The organism is Pedobacter sp. D749 (assembly GCF_019317285.1).
Classification (GTDB): domain Bacteria; phylum Bacteroidota; class Bacteroidia; order Sphingobacteriales; family Sphingobacteriaceae; genus Pedobacter.
This window is the reverse complement of sequence record NZ_CP079218.1, coordinates 1,222,556-1,246,728: the sequence shown is the minus strand read 5'-3', so window position 1 is coordinate 1,246,728 and position 24,173 is coordinate 1,222,556. Positions and strand designations below refer to the sequence as shown.

Sequence of the window (24,173 nt, the reverse complement as noted above, 5' to 3'; positions counted from 1 at the left end):
CAATACCTGTTCTCATCGGTTAAAACAGTCCTGCTTTCCTTTCTGCTGTAAAGTTTTCTTCGACTTTTTAATTCATCGTTTACAGCATCCATGCAATCAGGTTTATTTCAGATAAGCCTGTGCAGGGAAAAAACCAGCCACAAGGAACCAGCCCGCTGTACCTAAGCCCGATTTTACTGTCCTTATATAAAGTCCTACCGTTTATGGATAACTTTTTACGAATAGTTTTGGGCATTATGCTGACCCACTTTGAAAAACCACAGGCTTTACCGAAGGACGCTGTCAATCCCAAGTGGCAGTAGAATCAAAAAAACAGGTGCTCAATAGTACAAACGGCAGTACCAAACCTGAAACGCAGTGGTTTTGTGTTCATTTGCAATGAATCAAAGTTTAATATAAATTGAACACAAACCCCGCAGGGCTCAATCAGACCAAATAAAACACAACAATACCTGATTAAACGAAGTACCGCTGTTTTTTTGATGAGCGTGGGTATTGAGAAGCCACCTTGCCGGATTGACAAAGCATTTTTGCATACTTTTGATGCCTCAAAAGTTTGATGCCCTGCGGCATAGGAGCAAAAAAATAATTAAATATTTGCTTTCACTCTATATAAAGTAGAGACAGCAGGAGGAAAGCGGGGCTGCAGGCTCCAATGAAAAACTAACTTTCACTTCCAAAACCTCTTCAAATTATATATTTAAACCAACCCTATAAAAATAAACCTATACGCTATATCGATATTCGATCTATCGACTCCGGACTTCTGACTCCAGACTTTGGACTTTCTACTTTCTACCCTTTTACCTTCCACCTTAAAAAACTATCTTTGCGGCAACATGAGTGATAACAGGTACAATCAACGCGGCGTTTCTGCCTCAAAAGAAGATGTGCACAATGCCATCAAAAACATCGACAAAGGAATTTTCCCTAAAGCGTTCTGCAAAATCATCCCCGATATTCTAGGTGGTGACGAGGAATATTGCAACATCATGCACGCCGATGGTGCCGGTACCAAATCTTCTTTAGCTTACGTTTACTGGAAAGAAACCGGTGATATTTCCGTATGGAAAGGCATTGCACAAGATGCCATTATCATGAATATCGACGATTTAATCTGCGTGGGTGCTACCGATAATATTTTGTTATCCTCAACCATTGGGCGGAATAAAAACCTGATTCCAGGCGAAGTAATCGCGGCTGTAATTAACGGAACAGAAGAGATTCTGGCCGATTTACGCGAGCAAGGTATCTCCATCTACTCAACAGGTGGTGAAACGGCTGATGTTGGCGATTTGGTAAGAACCATTATCGTCGATTCTACGGTGACTTGTCGCTTAAAGCGCGAAGACATCATCAGCAATGATAACATTAAACCTGGCGACGTAATAGTGGCCTTAGCCTCATCCGGACAAGCGACTTACGAAACCGAATACAATGGTGGTATGGGATCGAACGGATTAACCTCTGCCCGCCATGATGTTTTTGAAAAAGCTGTTGCCAATAACTACCCTGAAAGCTTCGATCCGGCAGTACCTTTCGACCTGGTTTTCTCTGGAAAGAAACAATTAAAAGAAGAAATAGAGATTGAAGGTTTCGGCAAAACCACTGTAGGTAAACTGGTATTATCGCCAACGCGCACGTATGCACCTGTAATTAAAAAGATTTTAGAAAGCTACCGCAGCCAGATCAATGGAATTGTACATTGCAGTGGCGGCGCACAAACAAAAGTATTACATTTCATCAATGATGATATCCATGTCATCAAGAATAACCTCTTCCCTATTCCGCCGCTATTTAAATTGATACAGGAACAATCGGGCACCGATTGGAAAGAAATGTACAAGGTATTTAATATGGGTCACCGTATGGAGCTTTATGTACCGCAAGAAATTGCAGATCACATTATCGAAATTTCTAAAAGCTTTAACATCGATGCGCAAATTATCGGTCGCGTAGAAAAAGGCAATCAGAAACAGGTAACTATCGAAAGCGAAAAAGGAACTTTTGTTTATAATTAAGAATTAAGATACAATATAAAAAGCCTGCTGAAATTAAATTTCAGCAGGCTTTTTTTTATTCACGTTCTACAAACTTATGGAAGGTACTTTCTTCACCATCTGCTTTTTTATACTGATACAAAAAATCAAGTTTGTTGTCATCAAAGGTCTTAAAAAAAGTATCCCAATCGGTTTCCTTTAAGTCTGAAGAACTATCGCTGTGTTTTGGAAAGTGTATCCTTAAAATACCACCACCATTTTTTTTATCTGTATCTGCAACTATTGCCGGTACACCGCCATGTTCCTCTGCCCATGCTTTTATAGCAGCATGATCATGGGTTCGTTTTGAACTGCTCATTGTTTTATAATTAGTTTTTTAATAAATAGATTAATATTAAAATCGTATTTATGCAGAAATGGTTTTGATTATAATAAAAAAGCTACTTATCTAGTAACTTTATGATATTCTCAGCCCATATTACAAATCGGCAAGAACAATCAGATTCTGATTGGAAGGAATGTCTAAGGTGTTAACTAGAGTACCGAATGGGGGCTTTAGGCCTTTCAGAAGGTTATGAAAAAATTATCAAAATTTCTAAAGCTGCAATATTGATACATGCTTAATGGGTTCGTAGAAAAAGGTGAGCAGAAATAGCTAACTATAGAAAGTGAAAAAAGAACTTTCGTTTATAATTAGGCAAAAAAGTATAAAATTTTATAAGGGCACTAAAAATGTAACTTAAAAATCTTCTAGCAATAAAGTTATGCAATAATTGAATTTGAAGTCTTCAGGAATCAGATATAGAAAATTTTAGTTGAGAAAACTCTTTACAGATTTCAGAAAATAGGGCAATTAATAATTTATGAACTGCCCCATTTTCGTACTGGGCTTTCAATTCCCCCCATTATGTTGGTAGCCTTTTTTATTTAAAATAATCTTATTTTAGGGACTAACAAGATGTGCTAAATATTCCAATTGTGGATTATATCCACTGGCCGAAATAACGTAATAATCATTAGTATAGTATTCTGTAAAATACCCCCATTGTGGATCTTCTAATTCTCTAGACCCTCTATAATAGTTTGTCCCAATATATATTCTATTAAGCGAATTAATATTACTAACAGTATATTCTACAGGGCATTGAGGACAATCTAAATCGCCACCGCCAAAATAATTTGCGATATTAAATCTCGAACGATATTTAAAACTAATCGAGGCACTAGGCACTACACGCGTTGTGTAAGTATAATCGGTATAAAATGCAATATAGAAATCACCCTTTTCTTGGAATTGAGCATCATTTGGATAAAGCTGCAAATTGTCAACTTCTATTCTAGCACACACTAATCCATTTGGATTTTTTAGGTAAAGGTAATTTACACCTTCAATATCTCCTTGAGATAAGCTGTAATTATCACCCCAAGTACTTCCATCCTTTCTCGTAATCTGCGGAGAACTGTTCCCAGGATACCCTACTTCACTTGCATAAGAACGATATAACATTATAGAGTTAAAATCAAAAGTCCCAAATTGCCCTCCTTGCCTACCCTGCACATCATATCTATCATATTGAGCTTTCCAACTAGCGGTACTAATATTATTGTAATTAATATTTATATATTGATCGCGGTCAGTTCTGGTTTGTTCATGCATTAATCCCACGGCATGTCCAATTTCATGGATGGCCGTAGATTTATCTGCACCGGCGGATAATCTAATGAGCTGCTGCCCACCTACCATACCCAATTGAGAATCTCCTCCCCCATTGGATGGAGCTCCTTGAAAATTCACATAATTAGCTTGATTAGTTCGTTGCACAAAACGTATTGGCGTGCTGGCCTCCCAATCGCTCATCGCATTTAAGATATCTGAACTATGGCTGGCATCATTAATCACATAGTAAATGATTCCACCAGGCCATAACTTTTGATACTCTCCGGTAAAGGTACTTCTTGGAGTAGTCTCTTTACCATCACCAACCTTATTGTACTCCAAATAGGCAATTTGATCTTTTGATAAAATAACGTCACCACCAACTACATATTCGCCTTTTTTGTTAATCGCTACAGTGACTTCTCCACCATTTTTTAAATGATAGGTAATCGTTTTCCCTGGAGTTTCATGTTGGTCTTCCTTAATTGAAGATTCCTTTTTACAAGCACTCAAAAAAATAATGAGCACTGCAATAGCGTAATAGATTTTTTTCATGTTTAGCTGTTTTAATTCATATAGATTTAATCGTTAGGTAAAACAATGGATGATCTATTATAGAAGGCACAAAAGTTTAGGTATTAAAATTGAATCAGATTAGGAGGGATGAACTGCTTAAAAGCAAAACATTATAATCTATTTGGCGAAAAGGAATATTTTCGTAGAGAGCGTGCGTTTCATAATAGTTTTTTGTTTTCCGTAATAAAAATACGTATCTACTATTAAGCAACTATTATTTTTTACATGAAGTAGTTAGTTTATTACACGAAATACTTCCCTGAATAGATAATGAGCTTGTTTTAAAATGGTAGTAAAAAACAAAAGCCCCGATCGAATGATCGGGGCTTTAATATTATATATTTCTTAAATATTAGTTAAAGTTATAACGAACACCAAACTGCATATAATAAGTAGAAGAAATAGTTTGAGATGTACCAAATGTTTCTTTAGTAATATCACCTTGACTATTATTAAGCCTAAAAGTTGGTTTAGTAGTATTATTTATAGCTCCAGCATTTTGTGGAACTAAGATAGAAGAACTATTTACAAAATTTACATTACCCCATTTACGGTTTAACAAATTACCTACGTTAAAGATATCAACTGTAAATTGGAAAGAATTTTTAGCCTTGCCAAAGTTTTTGAAAACCTCTTGAGTTAACCTAAAATCAAACTGATTTCTCCATGGAGAAGTTGCGGCGTTACGTTGTGCAAATTCACCTCTGTGTTTACTTAAATAAGCATCTTGCTGAACATAAGCTTCGAAAATATCTGCCTGTTGTTGAGCGCTATATGCTCCTTTATAGTTTGTTGTTCCGGCAGGAATAGCCACAAATGAAGCAGCAGTCATTTCTCCTGGTTTAGGAATATAAATTAAATCATTTCCTGATTGACCATCACGGTTAAAATCAGTACTATAAGTATATGAGAATCTACCTTGTTGAGTTCCTTCGTAGAATAACGAGAACGAAGTTGCTAAATTTCCAAAATATTCTTTTCTATATGAAATATTCGCAATAACACGATCAGGGTTTAAGTTTTGAGAATAACTCAATGTTGGTTTATTTGGATTACCAGCAGTTGCAGGGATTGACCATAAGTTCAATAACTGATCACCACCACCGTCACCATAATTACGTTGATCAGATCTGGTATAAGCGATCATTGCTGCCAAACCACTTTGAAATTGCTTAGTCAATTGAGCAGTAGCTTGCCAGTTATATCCTCCTTTAGCATTAGTCATTTGAATAACGTTAAAACCAGAAGAACTGGTTGTAGCTGCAGAAGTTGTAACTGCACCACCACTTGTTAATGAAACGTTTTGTCTAGCAAATGCACCTGTCGATGTTGTTGGTAACTGACCACCTGAAGGAAACATCAATCTAGTGTCTCCGTAACCGCTGATATTTAATGCTGTTGGATTAACTAAGTTTATATTCTGAGCAACCGCTACATTTAAATCTCTACCATAAATACCTTCTAAAGTAGCAACCACACCCCATGGTAATTTAATATCAAATGCTAAGCTTGATTTCCAAGTTTGTGGTAATTTTAAATTAGGAGACATAACACTTATGCTACTAGGAATTGATGATCCTGCTGCAGGTGCTGAGCTTAATAAATTTGGAGCTATACTTGGATTGAAGAAAGGAGTATTAGCTTGTCCAGAATATGTTTGAGTATATTGTAATAACCCAGCATCACCTGATTGCGAAACAATCCATACAAAAGGAATACGGCCTGTAAAAATACCTGTACCACCTCTAACTTGGAACGAACGGTCTCCAAAAACATTCCAGTTAAAACCAAATCTAGGTGAATAAGAAATTCTATTTTCAGGCAATACACCTGTATCAACTTTTTGACCTGCGAAAGAAAGACCAGCAACCAATGGATGCGTTCTTACTTCTGAAACATCAGGATAAGTAGCTTGTTCAACACGTAAACCAGCAGTTAATTTTAAACGGTCAGATACAGTAAATTCATCTTGTAAATATGCTGAATACTGGTTAAACTTGAAGCTAGGATAAGCCTGAGAACCATCTGCTGTTAAAGGATAGGTAACAGCATAGTTAGCAGGTTTTGCTCCATTAACGAAATCAGCCCAGGAGTTAAAGATATAATAACCTGTTCCGAAACGTTGAAAACCATTTTTGGTAGTACTAAATTCTGCTTGTAGTCCTAAACTTAAGTTATGTTTTCCTAAAGCAATACTTAAATCATCAGAATAAGTGTATCCCTTAACATCCCGTAAGTTACCATAAGTAAATGGCTCGTAACCAAAAGAAGTTGCAACTGCAGGACCATCAAGTATATCTACTAAAGGAAATGGGCTGCTATCTGATTTTCTAGGGTCATTTTGATGAGAATAAGTTGCCCTAGCAACGTTTGTTACTCTACTTCCGAAAGATGAGGTTAATTCAGCAACTGCAGAATATAAGTTTGCAGCTTGGTAATAATTTGAATTTGCAAATGATAATGCTGTGTTTGCAGTTCTATTATTTGCTGTTGAGAAAGTTGCTCCAGATCCAGTTGTAGAGTTACTTAAAGGTGAAGGCGACTGGCTTTCTACTTGATTATAACGTACACTGAAACGTTGAGATTTTGATATATTCCAATCTAAACGCGCAAACATTTTTTCGTTATCACTGATATTAGAATATCCCTGATACGGACCTGTTTCATAACCGTATTTAGATTGCAAATAAGATGAAACTGTATTTAAGAAATCTTCAGTAGGTTTTGCTACATAAGATGGTGTTCCGGTTCCACCAAAATTAAGCTGTGGAGTTGAAGCAATTTTGTTTGTTCCTGGCTGAATAGTGTGTTTCTTCTCATAATTCACGAAGAAGAACAATTTGTCCTTAACAATTGGGCCACCAAAACTAGCTCCATAATTTTTCTCATCAAGCTTTTGAAGGGTTGATAATCTAAAAGTTTCACCAATTCTTTTGCCCTGCTGTTCTTCACCACGCATTGTATAAAATGCATTTCCGGTAAAAGTGTTTGTACCGGAACGGGTAACTGCAGTTACTGAACCTCCAGTAAAACCAGTTTGACGAACATCAAAAGGGGTAACATTGATCGAGATTTGCTCCAATGCATCAATTGAGATTGGAGAACCACCAGCAGGAATGTTCTGACCAATACCGAATTGATTGTTAAAGTTAGCACCATCTACAGTAAAATTGTTTGAACGATAGTTACCCCCACCAATTGAAGTACCATTAGCTTGTGGTGTTAAACGGGTTAAATCGTTAACACTACGGGTAATGGATGGTAAACTTTGAATCTGTTGTTTTGTAATAACTGTAGAAGTACCATTTCTGCTTGAGTTCATAATACTGTTGGTACTCTGACCTACAACTTTAACTTCAGCTAAAGTAGAACTATTGTCTGATAATACTACGTTCAATAAATAAGGTTCACCCAGTTTTAAATAAACATCATTTAATTTTTCTGGATTGTAACCAACAAAACTAATTTCAATGGTGTAAGGCCCACCTACGCGAGTACCACCAATGGTAAAACGACCATCGCTATTTGTAGATACCGAATAAACAGTACCCGTTGGCGTATGCGTTGCTTTAACACTTGCACCAGGTAAGGCGCCTTTGGCGTCCTTAATTGTTCCTGTTATTGACGATGTGGTTACCTGTGCATTAGCACCGATGGTAATACCTACAAATGCAACAATAACCAGTACTAATCTTAAAAGTAAAGATTTCTTCATACTTTGTTTTTTTAAATGTTTTTTTGTTGTTGAGTAATCTAATTAATGATATTATGCCGCAAATGTACCCAATAAAATTTAACACATTTTAACATTCAATGTTAAATAATTATTAAGTCAGACAAAACTTTTCAACATTTAACACATATTGCGCAGATTATAACTTTCAGTTTATCAACACTTTGATCGTCTAATCAGATTATTAGTAATAAAACTCCTTATCGATTATAATTTACGCAGAAAAGACACGGTAATGTTGGTATTTTTCCAATAACACCTGTTAACAATACGTTTTCAAGCAAAAATACCCTATAATTAAACTTATGTTAATGTTTTAATTTTCTAGCAAGAAGCACAAATACCAAATCAGCATAGAACCATAGATTTGAGTCAACAATATTCACTCATTGTAAATTTTAATGGTTATCTCAAGATTCACCTAAGCCAATTGACATTTTTTTTTTAGTTTTGAGCGATTGTTGCGGGATGAAAATCTTTTAACTTTTGTAATCCGGTTGTAGGCAACCCATATTAAGGGATAATGAAGCAGATTACAGGTATAAAACAATTAAAAACAAATCTCTTTAAAATAGATTAAAAAACAGATGAATTACGACGTTATTGTTTTAGGCAGCGGCCCAGGTGGTTACGTAGCTGCAATCAGAGCTTCTCAATTGGGACTAAAAGTTGCAATTGTTGAGCGTGAATCATTAGGTGGTATTTGTTTAAACTGGGGCTGTATCCCTACTAAAGCACTTTTAAAAAGTGCTCAGGTTTTCGAATATATTAATCATGCTGCTGATTACGGAATTACTACTGCGGGTGCAACTGCAGATTTTGCTGCTGTGGTAAAACGCAGCCGTGGTGTTGCAGACGGCATGAGCAAAGGCGTTCAATTTTTAATGAAGAAAAATAAAATTGACGTCATTATGGGTACTGGTAAAGTAAAACCAGGAAACAAACTAGAAGTTAAAGGTGCTGATGGTTCTCAACAGGAACTAAGCGCTAAAAATATCATCATTGCTACAGGTGCACGTTCAAGAGAATTGCCTAACCTGAAACAGGATGGCAAAAAAATTATCGGCTACCGCCAGGCAATGGTACTACCTGAATTACCAAAAAGCATGGTAGTAGTAGGTTCTGGTGCAATTGGTGTAGAGTTTGCTTATTTCTACGCGACTATGGGTACCAAAGTAACCATCGTAGAATTTATGGATAACGTTGTTCCGGTTGAAGACGAAGACGTTTCTAAACAATTATTGCGCAGCCTTAAAAAAGTAGGTATCGACGTAATGACTTCGGCAAGTGTTGAATCGGTTGATACCAGCGGTGCAGGTTGTAAAGTTTCTGTTAAAACCGCTTCTGGTATGCAAACTATCGAGGCCGACATCGTACTTTCAGCAGCCGGTATTGTAGCCAACATCGAAAACATTGGTTTAGAAGAAACAGGTATCAAAACGGAAAAAGGTAAAATTGTTACCGACGAATTCTACAATACTTCAGTTAAAGGGTATTATGCCATTGGCGATGTAGTAGGCGGGCAAGCTTTAGCACACGTTGCTTCGGCAGAAGGTATTATCTGTGTAGAAAAAATCGCTGGTCAGCATGTTGAAGCATTAGATTACAATAACATTCCGGGATGTACTTACTGTACTCCGGAAATCGCTTCAGTAGGTTATACTGAAAAAGCAGCTAAAGCAGCTGGTTACGAATTAAAAATCGGTAAATTTCCATTCTCTGCATCAGGTAAAGCAAGTGCTGCCGGCGCTAAAGATGGTTTCGTAAAATTAATTTTCGATGCTAAATACGGCGAATTATTAGGCGCACACATGATCGGTACCAATGTTACTGAAATGATTGCTGAAATAGTAGTTGCCCGTAAACTGGAAACTACTGGTCACGAAATGATTAAATCTGTTCACCCTCACCCTACCATGAGCGAAGCCATTATGGAAGCTGCTGCTGATGCCTACGGCGAAGTGATCCACTTATAAGGTAGAGGGTTTAAAAGTGGAAGGCATAAGGTGCCACATCGATAAGTAAAACCAATATCATTTAAAAACCCTTTAGTTAATTCTAAAGGGTTTTCTTATTTTAGCCCAATTCCAATCTCAATACTTAATACTAGCTTCTTGATACTAATTACCTGATACTACAAAAATGAAACTCCACACCATAAACACAGGCTTATTTAAATTAGATGGCGGCGCTATGTTTGGCGTTGTACCCAAGGCCATCTGGCAAAAAACCAATCCTGCTGATGCGAACAACCTTTGTACCTGGGCCATGCGCTGCCTGTTAATTGAAGAAGGCAACCAGTTGATTTTAGTGGATACCGGAATTGGAAACAAACAGGACGAAAAGTTTTTCAGTCATTATTATTTGCATGGGGATGATTCGATGGAAAAATCCCTGGCACATTTGGGCTTTAATACAGCCGATATTACTGATATTTTTCTTACACATCTGCACTTTGATCATGTGGGTGGAGCAATAATAAGAGAAAACGGCAAACTGATCCCAGCCTTTAAAAATGCACACTATTGGAGCAATGAAAAACATTGGCAATGGGCGGTAGAACCAAATGCAAGGGAAAAAGCTTCATTTTTAAAAGAAAACATTTTACCGATCAAGGAAAGCGGACAACTAAAATTTGTAGCCGAAGCAGAAAATACAGAATGGCAAAAGGATATCACTATCAGTTTTGCTTATGGCCATACTGATGCCATGATGTTGCCTAAAATCAATTACAAAGATAGAACCATTGTGTACATGGCTGATCTTCTGCCTTCAGTCGGTCACTTGCCCCTGCCCTACGTTATGGCTTATGACATGTTCCCTTTAAAAACATTGACAGAAAAACAAGCCTTTTTAGAAGAAGCTGTTAACAACAACTATATATTATACTTAGAGCACGATCCCATTAACGAGTGTTGTACTCTGCAACGTACCGAAAAGGGAATCCGTGTGGCAGAAACCTTTAAGTTAACTGAAATATAATGATCAGACCAGCAAGCCCTTCAGATGCTACAGCAGTTGTGCCATTGATTATCCAGGCGATGGGCAAACTTGCACAAAAACTAACCAATGTTGAAGATGAAAATGTGATCAATCAAATTTTAAAACACTTCTTTATGCAGCAGGGCAATCAATACAGTTATGAAAATACACTGGTTTTTGAAGAAGAAGGTAAAGTTCTGGGATCACTGAACGCTTATGATGGAGCAAAACTGCCCGAACTCCGCAAACCATTTCTTCATTATGTGACCGAACACCACCATTCAAGCGGCATTAATCAAGGCACTGAAACCGAAAATGGAGAGTTTTACCTCGATAGCATCAGCGTTAACCCTTCAGCTCAGGGAAAAGGAATTGGAAAACAACTCATTAAAGCGGGTATAGACTGGGCTGAAAAACTTGGTCACCATAAAATTGGGCTATTGGTAGAACAAAACAATCCAAATGCATTAAGGCTTTACGAAAAAATGAATTTCGTTATCCAGAACGAAAAACAATTTATGGGAGGATTATACCATCACATGGTTTTTAAAATCAAATAATTAGCCTCTGGCATCAACTCTGCACCGCCAAACGCCTAACCCCAACCGCTCCCCAAATTTATTTCCATTTTTATTTGTATTTAATCTAAATAATACCAATTTTTGTAACCGATGGAAAAAGCATGTATCGATATCAACGAACTGGTTAACGTATTCTCAAATACCCAGGGTTCCGTTTATCAATCAGATAAATTAAACTGCTTTTATGTAGATTTTGGCGGCAAGTTTGCGCGTTACAACTGCCTGTCGCTTCAAAAATTAAAAGCTGTTGTAGAACAGATTGATATTGAAGCGCTCCTTTTAAATACCCACAAAGCCGATTTCGAACTGGTAACCTTTAATGGTTGCGAACACATCTATTTGTTAAGTGCTTTAGAAATTATCGCTTTAAAAGATTTGTTGCATGGTACTTTCACCATGTTCAAACTCAACCATATCATCAGCGACTGCCTTTACAGGCTGGTTTATTAGTCGTTAGTTCAGTGGTTCACTAGTCATTAGTTCATTGGTTATTCCATTCGATGCGCCATACTGAACTTGTTTCAGTATCTATCACCGTTGGGAAGATCCTGAGATAAACTCAGGATGACGACCGCGAGTTGGATTCAATATCCTACGCCATTCTCTAATCTTCAGTTATTCGCATGAACTTAATCAATTGAAAACTGCCAATTGAAAACTGTTAACTGAAAATTCCCAATTGAAAACCGACCATTATGCACTGAGTATCAACCATTATCCGTTCTGCGTTATCCTTCCATTTTACATCATCCATTTTCCATCATCCATCCTATCCCTCCTCCTTATTTAAACTGATTACAAATAACTAATTATCAGCAATTTAGACTAATTTCATATAGCAAATAAATCACACAATCTGGCTAATTTGCTGTTATCTTTGTATCATTAGTTAAGCAAAGAAAATTATGAAAGACTTAATGCGCATTAAATGTTTAATATCACAGGATATTGAAACGTTATTAAATCAGCAGATCAAAAAAGAAGCTCACTCTTCATCACTATATTTATCAATGTCATCCTGGTGTGACCAAAATGGATTCGATTTTTCAGCAGATTATTTTTTAAAGCAATCTGAAGAAGAAAGAGTACACCAATTGAAATTGTTCAAATATGTTTTGGATATGGGTGGAAACGCGATATCTCCTGAAGTTTCGGGTATTAAAACCGACTTCGCCGGATTTAGAGAAGTTTTCGAAGATGCTTTGGAAGCAGAGATTGCGATTACCCAGAGTTTCAAAAATCTTGCGGCAAAATGCCATAAAGAGCAGGATTTTGTAACCATGGAATTCTTAAACTGGTTCCTGAAAGAGCAACGCGAAGAAGAATATAAAGCACGCAGGGCGCTAGAATTATTCGAAGTAATTGGCGAAGAAGGTACCGGAAGATGGGAAATCGATAAACATGTGAATAAAATCACTTATTCAGAAGCATAACAACAACAAAACATATATTGAAAAGCTATCCTAAAAAGGGTAGCTTTTTTTTTGTATTAAAAACTTGACGAAGTATTAGTGCTAATGCATTAAGATCCCCGCATGCGCGAGGATGACGACATTTCTTAATCCTTAACTCAATATCTGTTTAATCTGCGTTTCTTATCTTCTTAAATCTGCGGGAAAAACTTTAAACGGCTAATTCATTTGTTTCCCGCTATAGCGAAGAAAAGCACCGCTGATCTAAAGGATTTATTAAGTCATATAGCATTAAGATCCACACATACGCTAGGATGACGACATTTCTAATCCTTAACTCAATATCTGTTAAATCTGCGCTTCTTATCCCTTTGAATCTGCGGGAAAAACCTTAATCGGCTAATCACTTGTTTCCCGCTGATGACGCAGAAAAGGGCCGCAAATCTAGAGGGATTTTACTAAGTCATAAAGGAAAAGCATATCGCATTAAGATTTCCCAAACTACTACCCTTTCCATCACGCTTTATCCTTGTAGATATTGGGTTGTAATGATACACCAAAAAAGAAAAGCCCCAGTTTTGCTGGAGCTTCTTGGTTTAGGTTGTTTGGTTTATGTTGATTATGAATAAGTCTTGAAATTTTTATAAAAAAAGCGCCGTTGCCAGCGCTTTTTTTAAACCAAATATATAATAATAATTAACGAGCATTACAAAAGTACAAATTTTATTCATATCAGCAAACAATTTGATTAAAAAAATTAAAATTTATCATAAAAAAAGCTAAAACACTAATATTAAGACACAAATAACTCAAATAAACGTAGATAATTAACGATAAAAACAAATATTACTACATAAAAGTTAGTTTTTAACTCAAAAAATTATAATTTAAGGGAATATTCAAGAAAAATGATAGAAGATTTTATAAAAAATTACTTTAATCATCCCAAAACTTACGATGAGATGTTTCTAAATGGTGACAATTACAGAAATCACTACGCAAACTTCATCAGCAATTTCTCTAAAGAGTCGCTCGAAAACCTAAACAAAAAGGAAGAACTCGCTAAAAAGTTATTTATGAGTCAGGGAATAACCTTTACTGTATATGATAGCGGCGAAGGCATCGAAAAAATCTTTCCCTTTGATATCATCCCCAGAATTATCACCTCAACAGAGTGGTCTTTTATAGAAAAAGGAATAAAACAAAGACTAAAAGCATTAAATCTTTTCTTAAAAGACATTTATAGCAATCAATTTATTTTAAAAGACCAGATTGTACCCATAAATGTAATTTATTCTTGTCCGCATTTTCTAAGGGAGATGCACAATGTAAATGTATTACACGATATTTACATCCATATTGCTGGGATAGATCTGATCAGAGATCATGATGGCACATTCTACGTACTGGAAGATAATCTTCGTACCCCTTCAGGCGTAAGTTACATGCTCGAAAATAGGGAAATCACCAAAAGACTCTTTCCTGATCTTATTCCGCAATGCGGCGTAAGGAGCGTAACCGAATACCCTGCCATATTATATAAAAACTTAATGAGTCTCTCTCCCAGAGCGGTTTCGAATCCAACAATTGTACTGTTAAGTCCGGGCATGTATAATTCTGCATATTACGAACACACTACCCTGGCCCGCTTAATGGGGGTAGAATTAGTAGAAGGGCGTGATCTGGTGGTTAAAAACCAAAAGGTATTTATGAAAACTACTACAGGCCTGCAGCAGGTGGATGTGATTTATCGCCGGGTAGATGATGATTACCTCGATCCACTGGTATTTAATCCCAACAGTGTTTTAGGTGTTGCCGGCTTAATGGGCGCTTACCGTAAAGGTAATGTCGCTATTATTAACGCAGTAGGTAATGGTGTAGCCGACGATAAAGCAGTTTACACTTATGTACCGGATATGATCAGGTATTACCTGAACGAAGAACCCATATTAAAGAATGTACCCACCTATCAGCTCAGCAACCAGGATGAACTGGATTATGTTTTTGCAAACATTAATACGATGGTCATCAAAAAAACTAACGGAAGTGGTGGTTACGGCATGTTAATGGGGCATGCGGCAAATGAACAGGAAACAGAGGAATACAAAATTGAGGTATTGAAAGATCCCCGCAACTTTATTGCCCAACCTACCATCAGCCTGTCTTCTGCTCCGTGTTTTATTAACGGAAAACTGGCTCCGCGCAGAATCGATCTTCGTCCATTCGCCTTAAATGGACCAGACGGTATTTCGATTGTTCCTGGTGGCTTAACCCGGGTAGCCTTAAAAGAAGGCTCACTTGTGGTAAACAGTTCGCAGGGTGGTGGCAGTAAAGATACATGGGTTTTAACTTCTTAGAAATACAGCATATGTTAAGTAGAGTGGCATCAAGCCTATATTGGCTAAGCAGGTACGTTGAGCGCAGCGACGGTATGCTGCGCATGTTAAAAATAAATTACGCTTCCTCACAGGATACCATACAGGAATTCACCTGGAAACCCGTGATCAGGATTTTTTCATCCGATGATGAAAATGAACTATTGAATATCCAGCACGATAGTCGCGCAGTGATCGAATACCTCTTGTTAAACCGTGAAAACCCAAATTCGATTTTAAACATCGTTACCCTTGCACGTGAGAATGCAAGGAGCGTGCAGGAGCATATCCCAAAAGACTTATGGCAATGTTTAAACGAATATTACCATGCGGTAAAAGACGAAAAATTATTGTGGTACGTCCAAAAAGATGATCCGGTTACAGCCCTGGATGTTTTGATTAAACAGGTAATGCTGTACCATGGCACAGCCGACAGCGTAATGGAACGCGGGGAAAGCAGAAGTTTCATGAAAATCGGTAAACATTTGGAAAGAAGTATTCAATCTATCGATATCCTCGACATTAAATTCAGTTCGGTTAGCAGCAATCCTGATCTGTTGACCGATATCGCCTACTGGAAACACTTGTTATTATCATTGGGGGGCTATGAATTATACCTAAAAACTTATCGGCAAGGATTTGATGCGAAAAACATTATCGAACTGGTGATGCTCAATAACGATTTTCCACGTTCAGCATTATATGCCATGAACAACATTGAACGGTATTTTAACCGACTAAAGAGTGAAAGTAATATCGAACACTACAATAACCTGTCTTTTAAAATCGGCCGTTTAAAAAGTATGATTACTTACAGTTCTGTTAACACCATGAACGAAGAGCAGTTGCATCATTACCTTACAGAGATCAGGGCAGAGCTTTTCGGCATCGGAAACCTGCTAAATGAATATTATTTTGCAAACTCATAATTTTTAACCACAGATAGACACAGATTAACACAGATATTATTCTTTAACTGATCCTTAATACTGTGCGCAAACATAACAATAGCCTATATGCCAATTTTCAAAATCAAACATATCACCAATTATAAATACGAATTACCTGTTCGGGATAGTGCAAACCAGATTATCTTGTTCCCCATTAAAGATGATTTCCAAAAGGTTGTTAAACACGACCTAAATATCTCCGGAAGTCCGGAAATTGAGATCTTTATCGATTATTACGGCAATGAAGTGGGTACTTTTACCCAAAACGAGCCACATACACAGTTGAAAATTTTCTCCAAAGTAAGCGTAGAAACCTTCCCTAAGCCATTGCCACAGGATGATATGTTTAGCAGCGAGCAGTGGAACAGTTTAAGCGTCCTGAAATTCGAAGTGCCTTATATCGATTATGTAAGACAGGAAAGTTTTGAGGGTATCGCTCAATTAAAAGAGACAGCTTTAAACATTAAGCACACTGAAGATACGCCTTACCAAACCGCTATAAAATATTGTGCTCATGTGTTCAACAATTTCGACTACATTAAAGGGGTAACAGCAGTTGATACCACTATTGATGAAATTTTAAAACTAAAAGCCGGGGTTTGTCAGGATTTTGCTCATGTATTAACAGCCATGTTGCGTTTAACAGGGATTCCTGCCAGATATGTGAGCGGTTACATCTGCCCCAACAGAGATGGCATGCGGGGTGAAGGCGCAACACATGCCTGGGCCGAGGCCTATTTACCGGAGTATGGCTGGTTAGGTTTAGACCCGACCAACAATTGCATTGTAAACGAAAACCATGTGCGCCTGGCCGTTGGACGAAACTTCACCGACTGTTCTCCTGTAAAAGGCGTTTACAAAGGTGGTTTCGAACATATCATGGAAGTAAATGTATCTGTAGGTTATAACGATGAAGACTTTAACGATCAGGAAACGTATTTCCAGCCTAAAGAAGTGAATTATAGCAAGCCCACAGGAACAATAACTACCGAGAGAACCAAAAATAGCTATCAGCAATACATGGAAGCCATGCAGCAACAACAGCAGCAACAACAGTAGGCAGTTTCCAGTTGGCGGTTAACTGTTCAATCGACTAAAAATAAAGTGGCAGGGCCTTACCCAATAGCTCTGCTGCTTAAAATTTCATCGATTTTCTCATTTTCAATAATCCACATGCCTATCCGTTCATCGGTAATTCCATTCATAAGATTATAGGTAAATGTAGGTTTGTTATGCTCCATTTTGGTCGATAGATATTTAAACATGATACTTTCATTCTCCTTTAATATTTCGGCAACCTCAATAATATGAGTTGAAATCATGAAATAGCAGTCTTTTATTGCAGAAAATGATTTAATCACAGATAAAGATCCATCAAATGCATCTTTAACATTTGTACCTCTAAACAGCTCATCAAAAATTACAAAAATATTTTTAGAAACTTTAATCTTCTCTGCAACATGCTTTACCCTTAAAACTTCATTGTAAAAATGACTAAACCCTTCATTTAAATTATCAGGCAAGTTTATGGTCGACGCCAATCCTTGCCAGATTCCTGTTTCCATATATGCTGCAGGAACCGGAAGACCTAAATGAGCCAAATAGACAGAAACCCCAACAGATTTTAAAAAGGTAGACTTCCCAGCCATATTACTTCCCGTTAGGAAACAGACATTCTTACCAATTTCAAATTCAATGTCATTAGCAACCGGATGATTTAAAAAAGGATGAAAGACACCATTAATACGCAGATGGCACTCTTTTGCATTTACGTTTGGCAAGGTCAAATTGTATTTCCTGGCTGCCTTAACAACAGCATAATAAGCATCAATCTGATAGACTAAATCTAAAAAATGTTTGATTATCCCGAGCTCAGTTCCCCTAAACATAAAATCAAGCGCTTCTAATTCGAATAAGTTAATCTTTTTCTCATCCCGCTCAACAATAGCTTTAATTAGTTTCTTTTTAAATAAAATTCCAACAATCTCATTAAATTCTTTAACCAGCACTGGCTTAACCTCCTGATCTAAAGCTGCAAAAACTTTTCTAAGCTTTTTAAGCAAAGAAATAATTTCTTTTATGCCTTTTTCTTTTACATAATATGCCTGATTTGGATAAAAGAAATAATTGATAGACTTAGTTAATGCAGAAATCTTTGAATAGAATTTGATTTTGCCATTTTGCACCAGATAACTTTCAATAAAGTCTATGTTCGTATGGTCAAAATTTAAATCGTCGCTATAATTGGATAAATATCTGATTAACCTTTGTCTTTCGGTAATGATCTGAATATCTGTGGAAGGCATTCTGAAAATTTCAGATAATTTATCATTGCCTTTAATGGTGAAAGTAAAGTTGAACAGCGAAAAAATACTTTTATTTAAGCCATGAACCTCAAATATGTTTAAATCAGTTAGGGTTTGTTTATCTATATCAAACTTATTCATGAGGCGCTGTAGGATGGATATGCTAAAATTGTTTTATCTATAAATCTTTTCAAGATAAGAATTTACGATGAGAGTTGACAATTTTCAGTTTCCAAATAACAGTCGGCAATCTTCATTTGGCAAATGATTCATCTTAAAAAACTGAAAACTGTATACCCAAAACTGCTAACTGATACATTTTTTTTCTAAATTTGCGCCTTTTACAAATAACAATATGATTAAGAGACAGCAAATTAAAGATTTATTAAAGTCGACAGCATTTGACACAGAAGTAACGGTTATGGGATGGGTTAGAACTTTCCGTAATAATCAGTTTATTGCCTTAAATGACGGATCTTGCATGGGCAATATCCAGGTTGTGATCGATTTTAATAATTTACCTGATGAGCTGTTAAAAAGAATAACAACCGGCGCGGCCATTTCTGCAACAGGTAAATTGATCGAGTCTTTAGGTAAAGGTCAATCTGTTGAAATTAAGGCAACAACGGTAGAAATTTTGGGTGATAGCGATCCTGAAAAGTTTCCATTACAACCAAAGAAACACAGTTTAGAGTTTTTACGTGAGATTGCTCACCTGCGTTTCCGTACCAATACTTTTAATGCCGTTTTTAAAGTACGCCATGCCTTGGCTTTTGCCATTCACCAATTCTACAACGAACGTGGTTTTGTGTACATGCATACCCCTGTAATTACTGCAAGTGATGCAGAAGGTGCTGGTGAGATGTTTAAGGTAACTACTTTAGATTTCGACAATACACCACGCACGGAAGACGGTAAAGTAGATTTCTCACAGGATTTCTTTGCACGCGCAACTAACTTAACCGTATCCGGACAACTGGAAGGCGAATTGGCAGCAATGGCTTTCGGACAGATTTATACTTTCGGTCCTACCTTCAGGGCAGAAAACTCGAATACTACACGTCACCTGGCCGAATTCTGGATGATTGAACCTGAAGTTGCTTTTGCAGATTTAGAAGACAACATGCAGCTTGCAGAAGACATGATGAAGTATGTTATAAAATATGCTTTAGACAACTGCAAAGATGAATTAGATTTCTTAAATACCCGTTTAACTGAAGAGGATAAACAAAAACCACAGAACGAACGCAGCGAATTTAGCTTGTTAGAGAAACTGGATTTCTGTTTAGCCAACGATTTTGAACGTTTAACTTATACGGAGGCAATCAGGATTTTAAAATCTTCTAAACCAAACCAGAAGAAACAGTTTAAATACCTGATTGATGAATGGGGTGCTGATTTACAAAGTGAGCACGAACGTTACCTGGTAGAAAAACACTTTAAAAAACCGGTAATCTTAACCGATTATCCTGCTGATATTAAATCGTTCTACATGCGCCAGAATGAACCAGATGCTGAAGGCAGACAAACCGTTGCAGCTATGGATATCTTATTTCCGGGTATTGGCGAAATGATTGGCGGATCGCAACGTGAAGAACGTTTAGACCGTTTAACCAAACGTATGGAAGATTTAAACATTCCACAAGACGAACTTTGGTGGTATTTAGATACCCGCCGTTTTGGATCAGCACCACACTCGGGTTTTGGTTTAGGCTTTGAGCGACTGGTATTGTTCGTAACCGGAATGACCAACATTCGTGACGTAATCGCTTTCCCAAGATTCCCGAAAAACGCAGAGTTTTAGTAGGGTTTAGGGTTTAGGGTTTAGGGTTTAGGGTTTAGGGTTTAGGGTTTAGGGAAAACAAATAACCCGTTATCAAAGAAGTCAAGTTTTAAAAACTTGACTTCTTTTGCGTTATAAGGCCCTGAGATAAACTACCATTGAAAGATTCCAATATAAGAAATCGTCATTGCGAGAAGGCTTTTTCAGCCGACGAAGCAATCTTACAACGATCGCTATTAGCGTGTGCATTAAGATTATTCATTTTTGCATATGTTTTTAAAGGCATTCATGATCTCGCTTCGTTCGGTTATCTTCATTCCTCAGCAATAACGATTTTTTTATTGGATTATGTGAATGGCAACTTTTTTCGGCACAAAGACTCTGAGCTCAGGGTGACAGACCGGATCAATATAAACCTACATCATTCAAGGATTTTGAACAATCGTCCCAGCGGGACGCCTGATGGGTAGCCGATTGTACAATCGGCGTTTTCGTTCCGTAGGAACGTTTGGTGATTAAACCATTAATACCTCTTCATTACTGGCCACCTAAACCTGATTGACGCGGAAAGCCCGCATCCCGATTCTTCATCGGGAGAGGACTTGTAGCAAAAAGCAGGACTGAACAAACAAAGCACTACTAGCCTGCCTTTCTAAAAAAATAGCCCAAAACCAAAGAAGTCAAGCTTTAAAAGCTTGACTTCTTTTAGTGCCATGGAAAGACTTACGAAGTTCTGCCTATACTCAGCCTCTTTAAACTTCGGAAGTCATCCTACATTTATCTGCCATCATCATGCATCGTATCTCCGTACGGATTGGCATGTGCATAATCTACCGCCGAGACCTTATAATCTGTTGGCGCAAAACTGGCTGAAGTACTCAGCGCCATGCCTAGTTCGTAACGGGTTGGATAAGGTGTTTGTAACAAACTACCTGCCGGGATATAAGGAAAAGTCTCCAGATAACTCTGTATTACACTTGGGCTTACACGCCTGTTGATGTACGCCCTGCTTAACTGATGCGTTTCTCTTAAACCCGCAGCACCTAATAATTCTACCGCACTGGCTACGGTTAAGTTATGGAAATTTTTAACACGAACGGTTTTATCTTCTACCACAAGGCCCTTCATTAAACTCTGATCCTGTGTGGCTACACCTGTTGGGCAGGTATTGCTGTTACATTCTAAAGCCTGAATACAGCCCAAAGCGAACATCATTCCGCGGGCAGCATTACACATATCAGCACCCAGGGCGATATTTTTAACCAGATCGAAACCTGTTGCCACTTTACCAGAGGCGATAATTTTAATGTGCTTTTTCAGATCAAAGCCATTTAAAACATCATATACAAAAGCCACACCTTCGCGCAAAGGCATACCTACCGAATTCGAAAACTCCTGTGGTGCGGCACCTGTACCACCCTCACCACCATCAACAGTAATAAAATCGGGGTAAATTCCAGTTTCTATCATAGCTTTACAAATGGCATAAAACTCGCTTTTACGACCGATACACAATTTAAATCCTACGGGTTTACCACCTGATAAATCGCGAAGTTTTTTAACAAATTCCAATAAACCGATAGGTGTATTAAAAGCCGAGTGCGCCGGTGGCGACAATACATCTTTACCTTCGGGCACCAAACGAATCCTGGCGACTTCCGAAGTCACTTTTTTAGCTGGCAACATCCCACCATGCCCTGGTTTGGCACCTTGAGAAAGTTTAATTTCGATCATTTTTACCTGATCGGTTTGTGCCCGTTCGGCGTAAGCATCATAATTAAAGGTACCATCGGCATTACGACAGCCAAAATACCCGGTGCCAATCTGCCAGATTAAATCGCCTCCTGGCTTACGGTGGTAATCGCTGATTCCGCCTTCACCGGTATTATGCGCAAAGTTGCCCATTTTAGCGCCACCGTTTAAAGCTAAAATGGCATTCTGACTTAAGGAGCCAAAACTCATGGCCGAAATATTATAAATACTGGCTGAGTAAGGTTTTTTGCAATCTGGTCCGCCAACGGTAACACGCGGATCTAAATTTAATTCGTGGTGAGAAATAGCAGCAATACTATGGCTTAACCATTCGTAGCCATTATCGTAAACATTTAACTGCGTTCCAAAAGGAATCGTATCGTTATCTTTTTTAGCGCGTTGGTAAATTAAAGAACGGTTTAACCTGTTATAAGGCGTACCGTTGGTATCACTTTCTACAAAGTACTGGTAAACTTTCGGTCTCAATTCTTCCATAAAATACCTTAAACGGCCAAAAACCGGGTAGTTCCTTACAATACTATGTTTGGGCTGGTACAAATCGTAAATACCAAGAATTACAAAAGGACCTGTAAAAATGAAGGTCCACCATAAAAAGGGATGATATAAGCCCAGCATAATGGTTAGGGCAATTAAAAATGCGGCAATCGCGACGAAAGCTTTTCTCATAATAATAGATTAGCGTATGTTTTGTTGGTACAAAGATTAGGATTATTAAACAACTGACACCATTAATTTGTTATTTTTACGCTATGCTTATTAAGATTTATCCAGAGAATCCCAACGAAAGGGCTATTGAACAAGTTGTTGAAGTGCTGAAAAAAGGCGGTTTAATCATCTACCCTACCGATACCATTTATGGTTTGGGCTGCGATATTACCAATCCGAAAGCGATCGAAAAAATTTGCCGCATTAGGGGTATCAAACCAGAGAAAGCTAATTTCTCTTTTATATGTCATGATTTAAAGCACATTTCTGATTATATCAAACCAATTGATAACACTACTTTTAGGGTATTAAAAAAAGCTTTACCAGGACCATTTACCTTTATTTTTAACGCCAATAACAATGTACCCAAGTTGTTGAGTTCGAATAAAAAAACGGTCGGTATCCGTGTGCCCGATAATAACATTGCCCGTTGTATTGTGAAAGAACTCGGCAATCCGATCCTATCAACCTCCATAAAAGACGATGATGATGTTATTGAATACTCTACCGACCCGGAATTGATTCACGAAAAATACGAAAATCTGGTCGACCTGGTAATTGATGGTGGTTTTGGCGATAACGAAGCCTCTACTGTAATTGATTGTACCACAGGTGAGTTTGAAATCATCCGTGAGGGTAAAGGAAATATTGAAGAGTATTTGTAGATCTTCTGCATTATAAAGTAGACAACCTGTCTATCAGGCATATATTAGCGTTATTTTTTTTGGAAGTGAAGGTTCTGGTGCGCTGTGGCAGCCTCCTGCCCTGCTTTACTCTTCAAGTCCTCATCCGATAAAGGATCGGATTGCGGGCTTTTCGTTTCAATCAGGCTTAATAACAAAGTCTGTTACCACCAGGCGCAAACCTTTAGATGATAAGACCTGCGTTTACCCGCTTAAATCAGCGGGAAACATCAATAGTATGCCATCAACCAAAGCCATGATGATGGTTTGTTTCATAAAAACGATATAAATAACAGGAGAATTTAAACAATAAACCTCCTGATTGTCGTCATTACGAGTAACCATCAGGTCTGTGGCCTGAAAAAAATAGGAATGACGTCCTATATACGCTTTCTAACGTATTAGGTTTAAGATTTTGCATCCTGCAAAACTCATTGAGCTAAGATGTCTAAGGTGGTCATAAAAATTAAAGACTACGCTGTTTAATTAACCACCTTAGACACCTAAGAACATCTAATTCATTAAATAATCCTTTAGGCTTTCACACCATATAAGAACATGTAAGCTTATATGGTCCTTAAGTGTCTTATATGGTCAAAAAAATAACACTAAATATCAGTTATTTACATAAACGTCATTATAAGAAGGCTCTTTCAG

General features: G+C 37.5%; 16 protein-coding genes. 11 read left to right on the top strand and 5 right to left on the bottom strand.

Annotated features, from left to right (window positions below):
- Positions 1 to 839: 839 nt before the first annotated feature.
- The gene (locus KYH19_RS05160; protein WP_219077835.1) at positions 840 to 2,021 is read left to right on the top strand and encodes an AIR synthase-related protein; all 1,182 of its coding nucleotides are present in this window, start codon (positions 840 to 842) and stop codon (positions 2,019 to 2,021) included.
- Between the two features lie 55 nt (positions 2,022 to 2,076).
- Here the strand turns inward: KYH19_RS05160 and KYH19_RS05155 are convergent, their stop codons facing one another.
- The 3 genes from KYH19_RS05155 to KYH19_RS05145 form a co-directional block, all read right to left on the bottom strand.
- A complete protein-coding gene (locus KYH19_RS05155; protein WP_219077834.1) occupies positions 2,077 to 2,358 on the bottom strand; it encodes a hypothetical protein in 282 nt (93 codons plus the stop codon).
- A 585-nt stretch (positions 2,359 to 2,943) separates the two neighbouring features.
- Entirely contained in the window at positions 2,944 to 4,212 is a 1,269-nt protein-coding gene (locus KYH19_RS05150; RefSeq protein WP_219077833.1) for a M12 family metallopeptidase, read from the bottom strand.
- A gap of 373 nt (positions 4,213 to 4,585) precedes the next feature.
- Positions 4,586 to 7,948, bottom strand: coding sequence for a carboxypeptidase regulatory-like domain-containing protein (locus KYH19_RS05145; RefSeq protein WP_219077832.1), 3,363 nt, complete (start codon positions 7,946 to 7,948; stop codon positions 4,586 to 4,588).
- A 605-nt stretch (positions 7,949 to 8,553) separates the two neighbouring features.
- Here KYH19_RS05145 and lpdA point away from each other — a divergent pair.
- The 8 genes from lpdA (at position 8,554) to KYH19_RS05105 (ending at position 17,325) form a co-directional block, all read left to right on the top strand.
- Positions 8,554 to 9,942 (top strand): dihydrolipoyl dehydrogenase, encoded by a 1,389-nt coding sequence (lpdA, locus tag KYH19_RS05140; RefSeq protein ID WP_219077831.1) that lies wholly within the window; start codon positions 8,554 to 8,556, stop codon positions 9,940 to 9,942.
- 166 nt (positions 9,943 to 10,108) lie between these two features.
- Positions 10,109 to 10,948, top strand: a complete 840-nt coding sequence (locus tag KYH19_RS05135; protein ID WP_219077830.1) for an MBL fold metallo-hydrolase — start codon at positions 10,109 to 10,111, stop codon at positions 10,946 to 10,948.
- Positions 10,948 to 11,508, top strand: coding sequence for a GNAT family N-acetyltransferase (locus KYH19_RS05130; protein WP_219077829.1), 561 nt, complete (start codon positions 10,948 to 10,950; stop codon positions 11,506 to 11,508). Before KYH19_RS05135 ends, KYH19_RS05130 begins: the two co-directional genes overlap by 1 nt.
- Positions 11,509 to 11,619: 111 nt before the next feature.
- Entirely contained in the window at positions 11,620 to 11,979 is a 360-nt protein-coding gene (locus tag KYH19_RS05125) for a hypothetical protein (RefSeq protein WP_132396499.1), read from the top strand.
- A gap of 455 nt (positions 11,980 to 12,434) precedes the next feature.
- Positions 12,435 to 12,962 (top strand): ferritin, encoded by a 528-nt coding sequence (locus KYH19_RS05120; RefSeq protein WP_132396501.1) that lies wholly within the window; start codon positions 12,435 to 12,437, stop codon positions 12,960 to 12,962.
- An 887-nt stretch (positions 12,963 to 13,849) separates the two neighbouring features.
- Entirely contained in the window at positions 13,850 to 15,298 is a 1,449-nt protein-coding gene (locus KYH19_RS05115) for a circularly permuted type 2 ATP-grasp protein (protein WP_219077828.1), read from the top strand.
- Positions 15,280 to 16,245, top strand: a complete 966-nt coding sequence (locus KYH19_RS05110; RefSeq protein WP_255562557.1) for an alpha-E domain-containing protein — start codon at positions 15,280 to 15,282, stop codon at positions 16,243 to 16,245. Before KYH19_RS05115 ends, KYH19_RS05110 begins: the two co-directional genes overlap by 19 nt.
- An 87-nt stretch (positions 16,246 to 16,332) precedes the next feature.
- Entirely contained in the window at positions 16,333 to 17,325 is a 993-nt protein-coding gene (locus KYH19_RS05105) for a transglutaminase family protein (RefSeq protein ID WP_219077826.1), read from the top strand.
- Between the two features lie 56 nt (positions 17,326 to 17,381).
- On the opposite strand, the gene KYH19_RS05100 is transcribed toward KYH19_RS05105, so the two are convergent.
- The gene (locus KYH19_RS05100; RefSeq protein ID WP_219077825.1) at positions 17,382 to 18,713 is read right to left on the bottom strand and encodes a hypothetical protein; all 1,332 of its coding nucleotides are present in this window, start codon (positions 18,711 to 18,713) and stop codon (positions 17,382 to 17,384) included.
- Positions 18,714 to 18,927: 214 nt separating this feature from the next.
- Here KYH19_RS05100 and asnS point away from each other — a divergent pair, with 214 nt between their 5' ends.
- Complete coding sequence (gene asnS, locus KYH19_RS05095; RefSeq protein WP_219077824.1) at positions 18,928 to 20,376, top strand: asparagine--tRNA ligase; 1,449 nt, start codon at positions 18,928 to 18,930, stop codon at positions 20,374 to 20,376.
- A gap of 756 nt (positions 20,377 to 21,132) precedes the next feature.
- Here asnS and KYH19_RS05090 read toward each other — a convergent pair.
- Positions 21,133 to 22,794 (bottom strand): FMN-binding glutamate synthase family protein, encoded by a 1,662-nt coding sequence (locus KYH19_RS05090; protein WP_219077823.1) that lies wholly within the window; start codon positions 22,792 to 22,794, stop codon positions 21,133 to 21,135.
- Positions 22,795 to 22,877: 83 nt separating this feature from the next.
- Here KYH19_RS05090 and KYH19_RS05085 point away from each other — a divergent pair, with 83 nt between their 5' ends.
- The gene (locus KYH19_RS05085) at positions 22,878 to 23,498 is read left to right on the top strand and encodes an L-threonylcarbamoyladenylate synthase (RefSeq protein WP_219077822.1); all 621 of its coding nucleotides are present in this window, start codon (positions 22,878 to 22,880) and stop codon (positions 23,496 to 23,498) included.
- Positions 23,499 to 24,173 lie beyond the last annotated feature (675 nt).

Coding starts and splice junctions, on each gene's coding strand:
- KYH19_RS05155 (WP_219077834.1), bottom strand. CDS start 2,358: ATGAGCAGTTCAAAACGAACCCATGATCATGCTGCTATAAAAGCATGG.
- lpdA (WP_219077831.1), top strand. CDS start 8,554: ATGAATTACGACGTTATTGTTTTAGGCAGCGGCCCAGGTGGTTACGTA.
- KYH19_RS05090 (WP_219077823.1), bottom strand. CDS start 22,794: ATGAGAAAAGCTTTCGTCGCGATTGCCGCATTTTTAATTGCCCTAACC.
- KYH19_RS05135 (WP_219077830.1), top strand. CDS start 10,109: ATGAAACTCCACACCATAAACACAGGCTTATTTAAATTAGATGGCGGC.
- KYH19_RS05100 (WP_219077825.1), bottom strand. CDS start 18,713: ATGAATAAGTTTGATATAGATAAACAAACCCTAACTGATTTAAACATA.
- KYH19_RS05085 (WP_219077822.1), top strand. CDS start 22,878: ATGCTTATTAAGATTTATCCAGAGAATCCCAACGAAAGGGCTATTGAA.
- KYH19_RS05160 (WP_219077835.1), top strand. CDS start 840: ATGAGTGATAACAGGTACAATCAACGCGGCGTTTCTGCCTCAAAAGAA.
- asnS (WP_219077824.1), top strand. CDS start 18,928: ATGATTAAGAGACAGCAAATTAAAGATTTATTAAAGTCGACAGCATTT.
- KYH19_RS05145 (WP_219077832.1), bottom strand. CDS start 7,948: ATGAAGAAATCTTTACTTTTAAGATTAGTACTGGTTATTGTTGCATTT.
- KYH19_RS05120 (WP_132396501.1), top strand. CDS start 12,435: ATGAAAGACTTAATGCGCATTAAATGTTTAATATCACAGGATATTGAA.
- KYH19_RS05150 (WP_219077833.1), bottom strand. CDS start 4,212: ATGAAAAAAATCTATTACGCTATTGCAGTGCTCATTATTTTTTTGAGT.
- KYH19_RS05105 (WP_219077826.1), top strand. CDS start 16,333: ATGCCAATTTTCAAAATCAAACATATCACCAATTATAAATACGAATTA.
- KYH19_RS05130 (WP_219077829.1), top strand. CDS start 10,948: ATGATCAGACCAGCAAGCCCTTCAGATGCTACAGCAGTTGTGCCATTG.
- KYH19_RS05115 (WP_219077828.1), top strand. CDS start 13,850: ATGATAGAAGATTTTATAAAAAATTACTTTAATCATCCCAAAACTTAC.
- KYH19_RS05110 (WP_255562557.1), top strand. CDS start 15,280: ATGGGTTTTAACTTCTTAGAAATACAGCATATGTTAAGTAGAGTGGCA.
- KYH19_RS05125 (WP_132396499.1), top strand. CDS start 11,620: ATGGAAAAAGCATGTATCGATATCAACGAACTGGTTAACGTATTCTCA.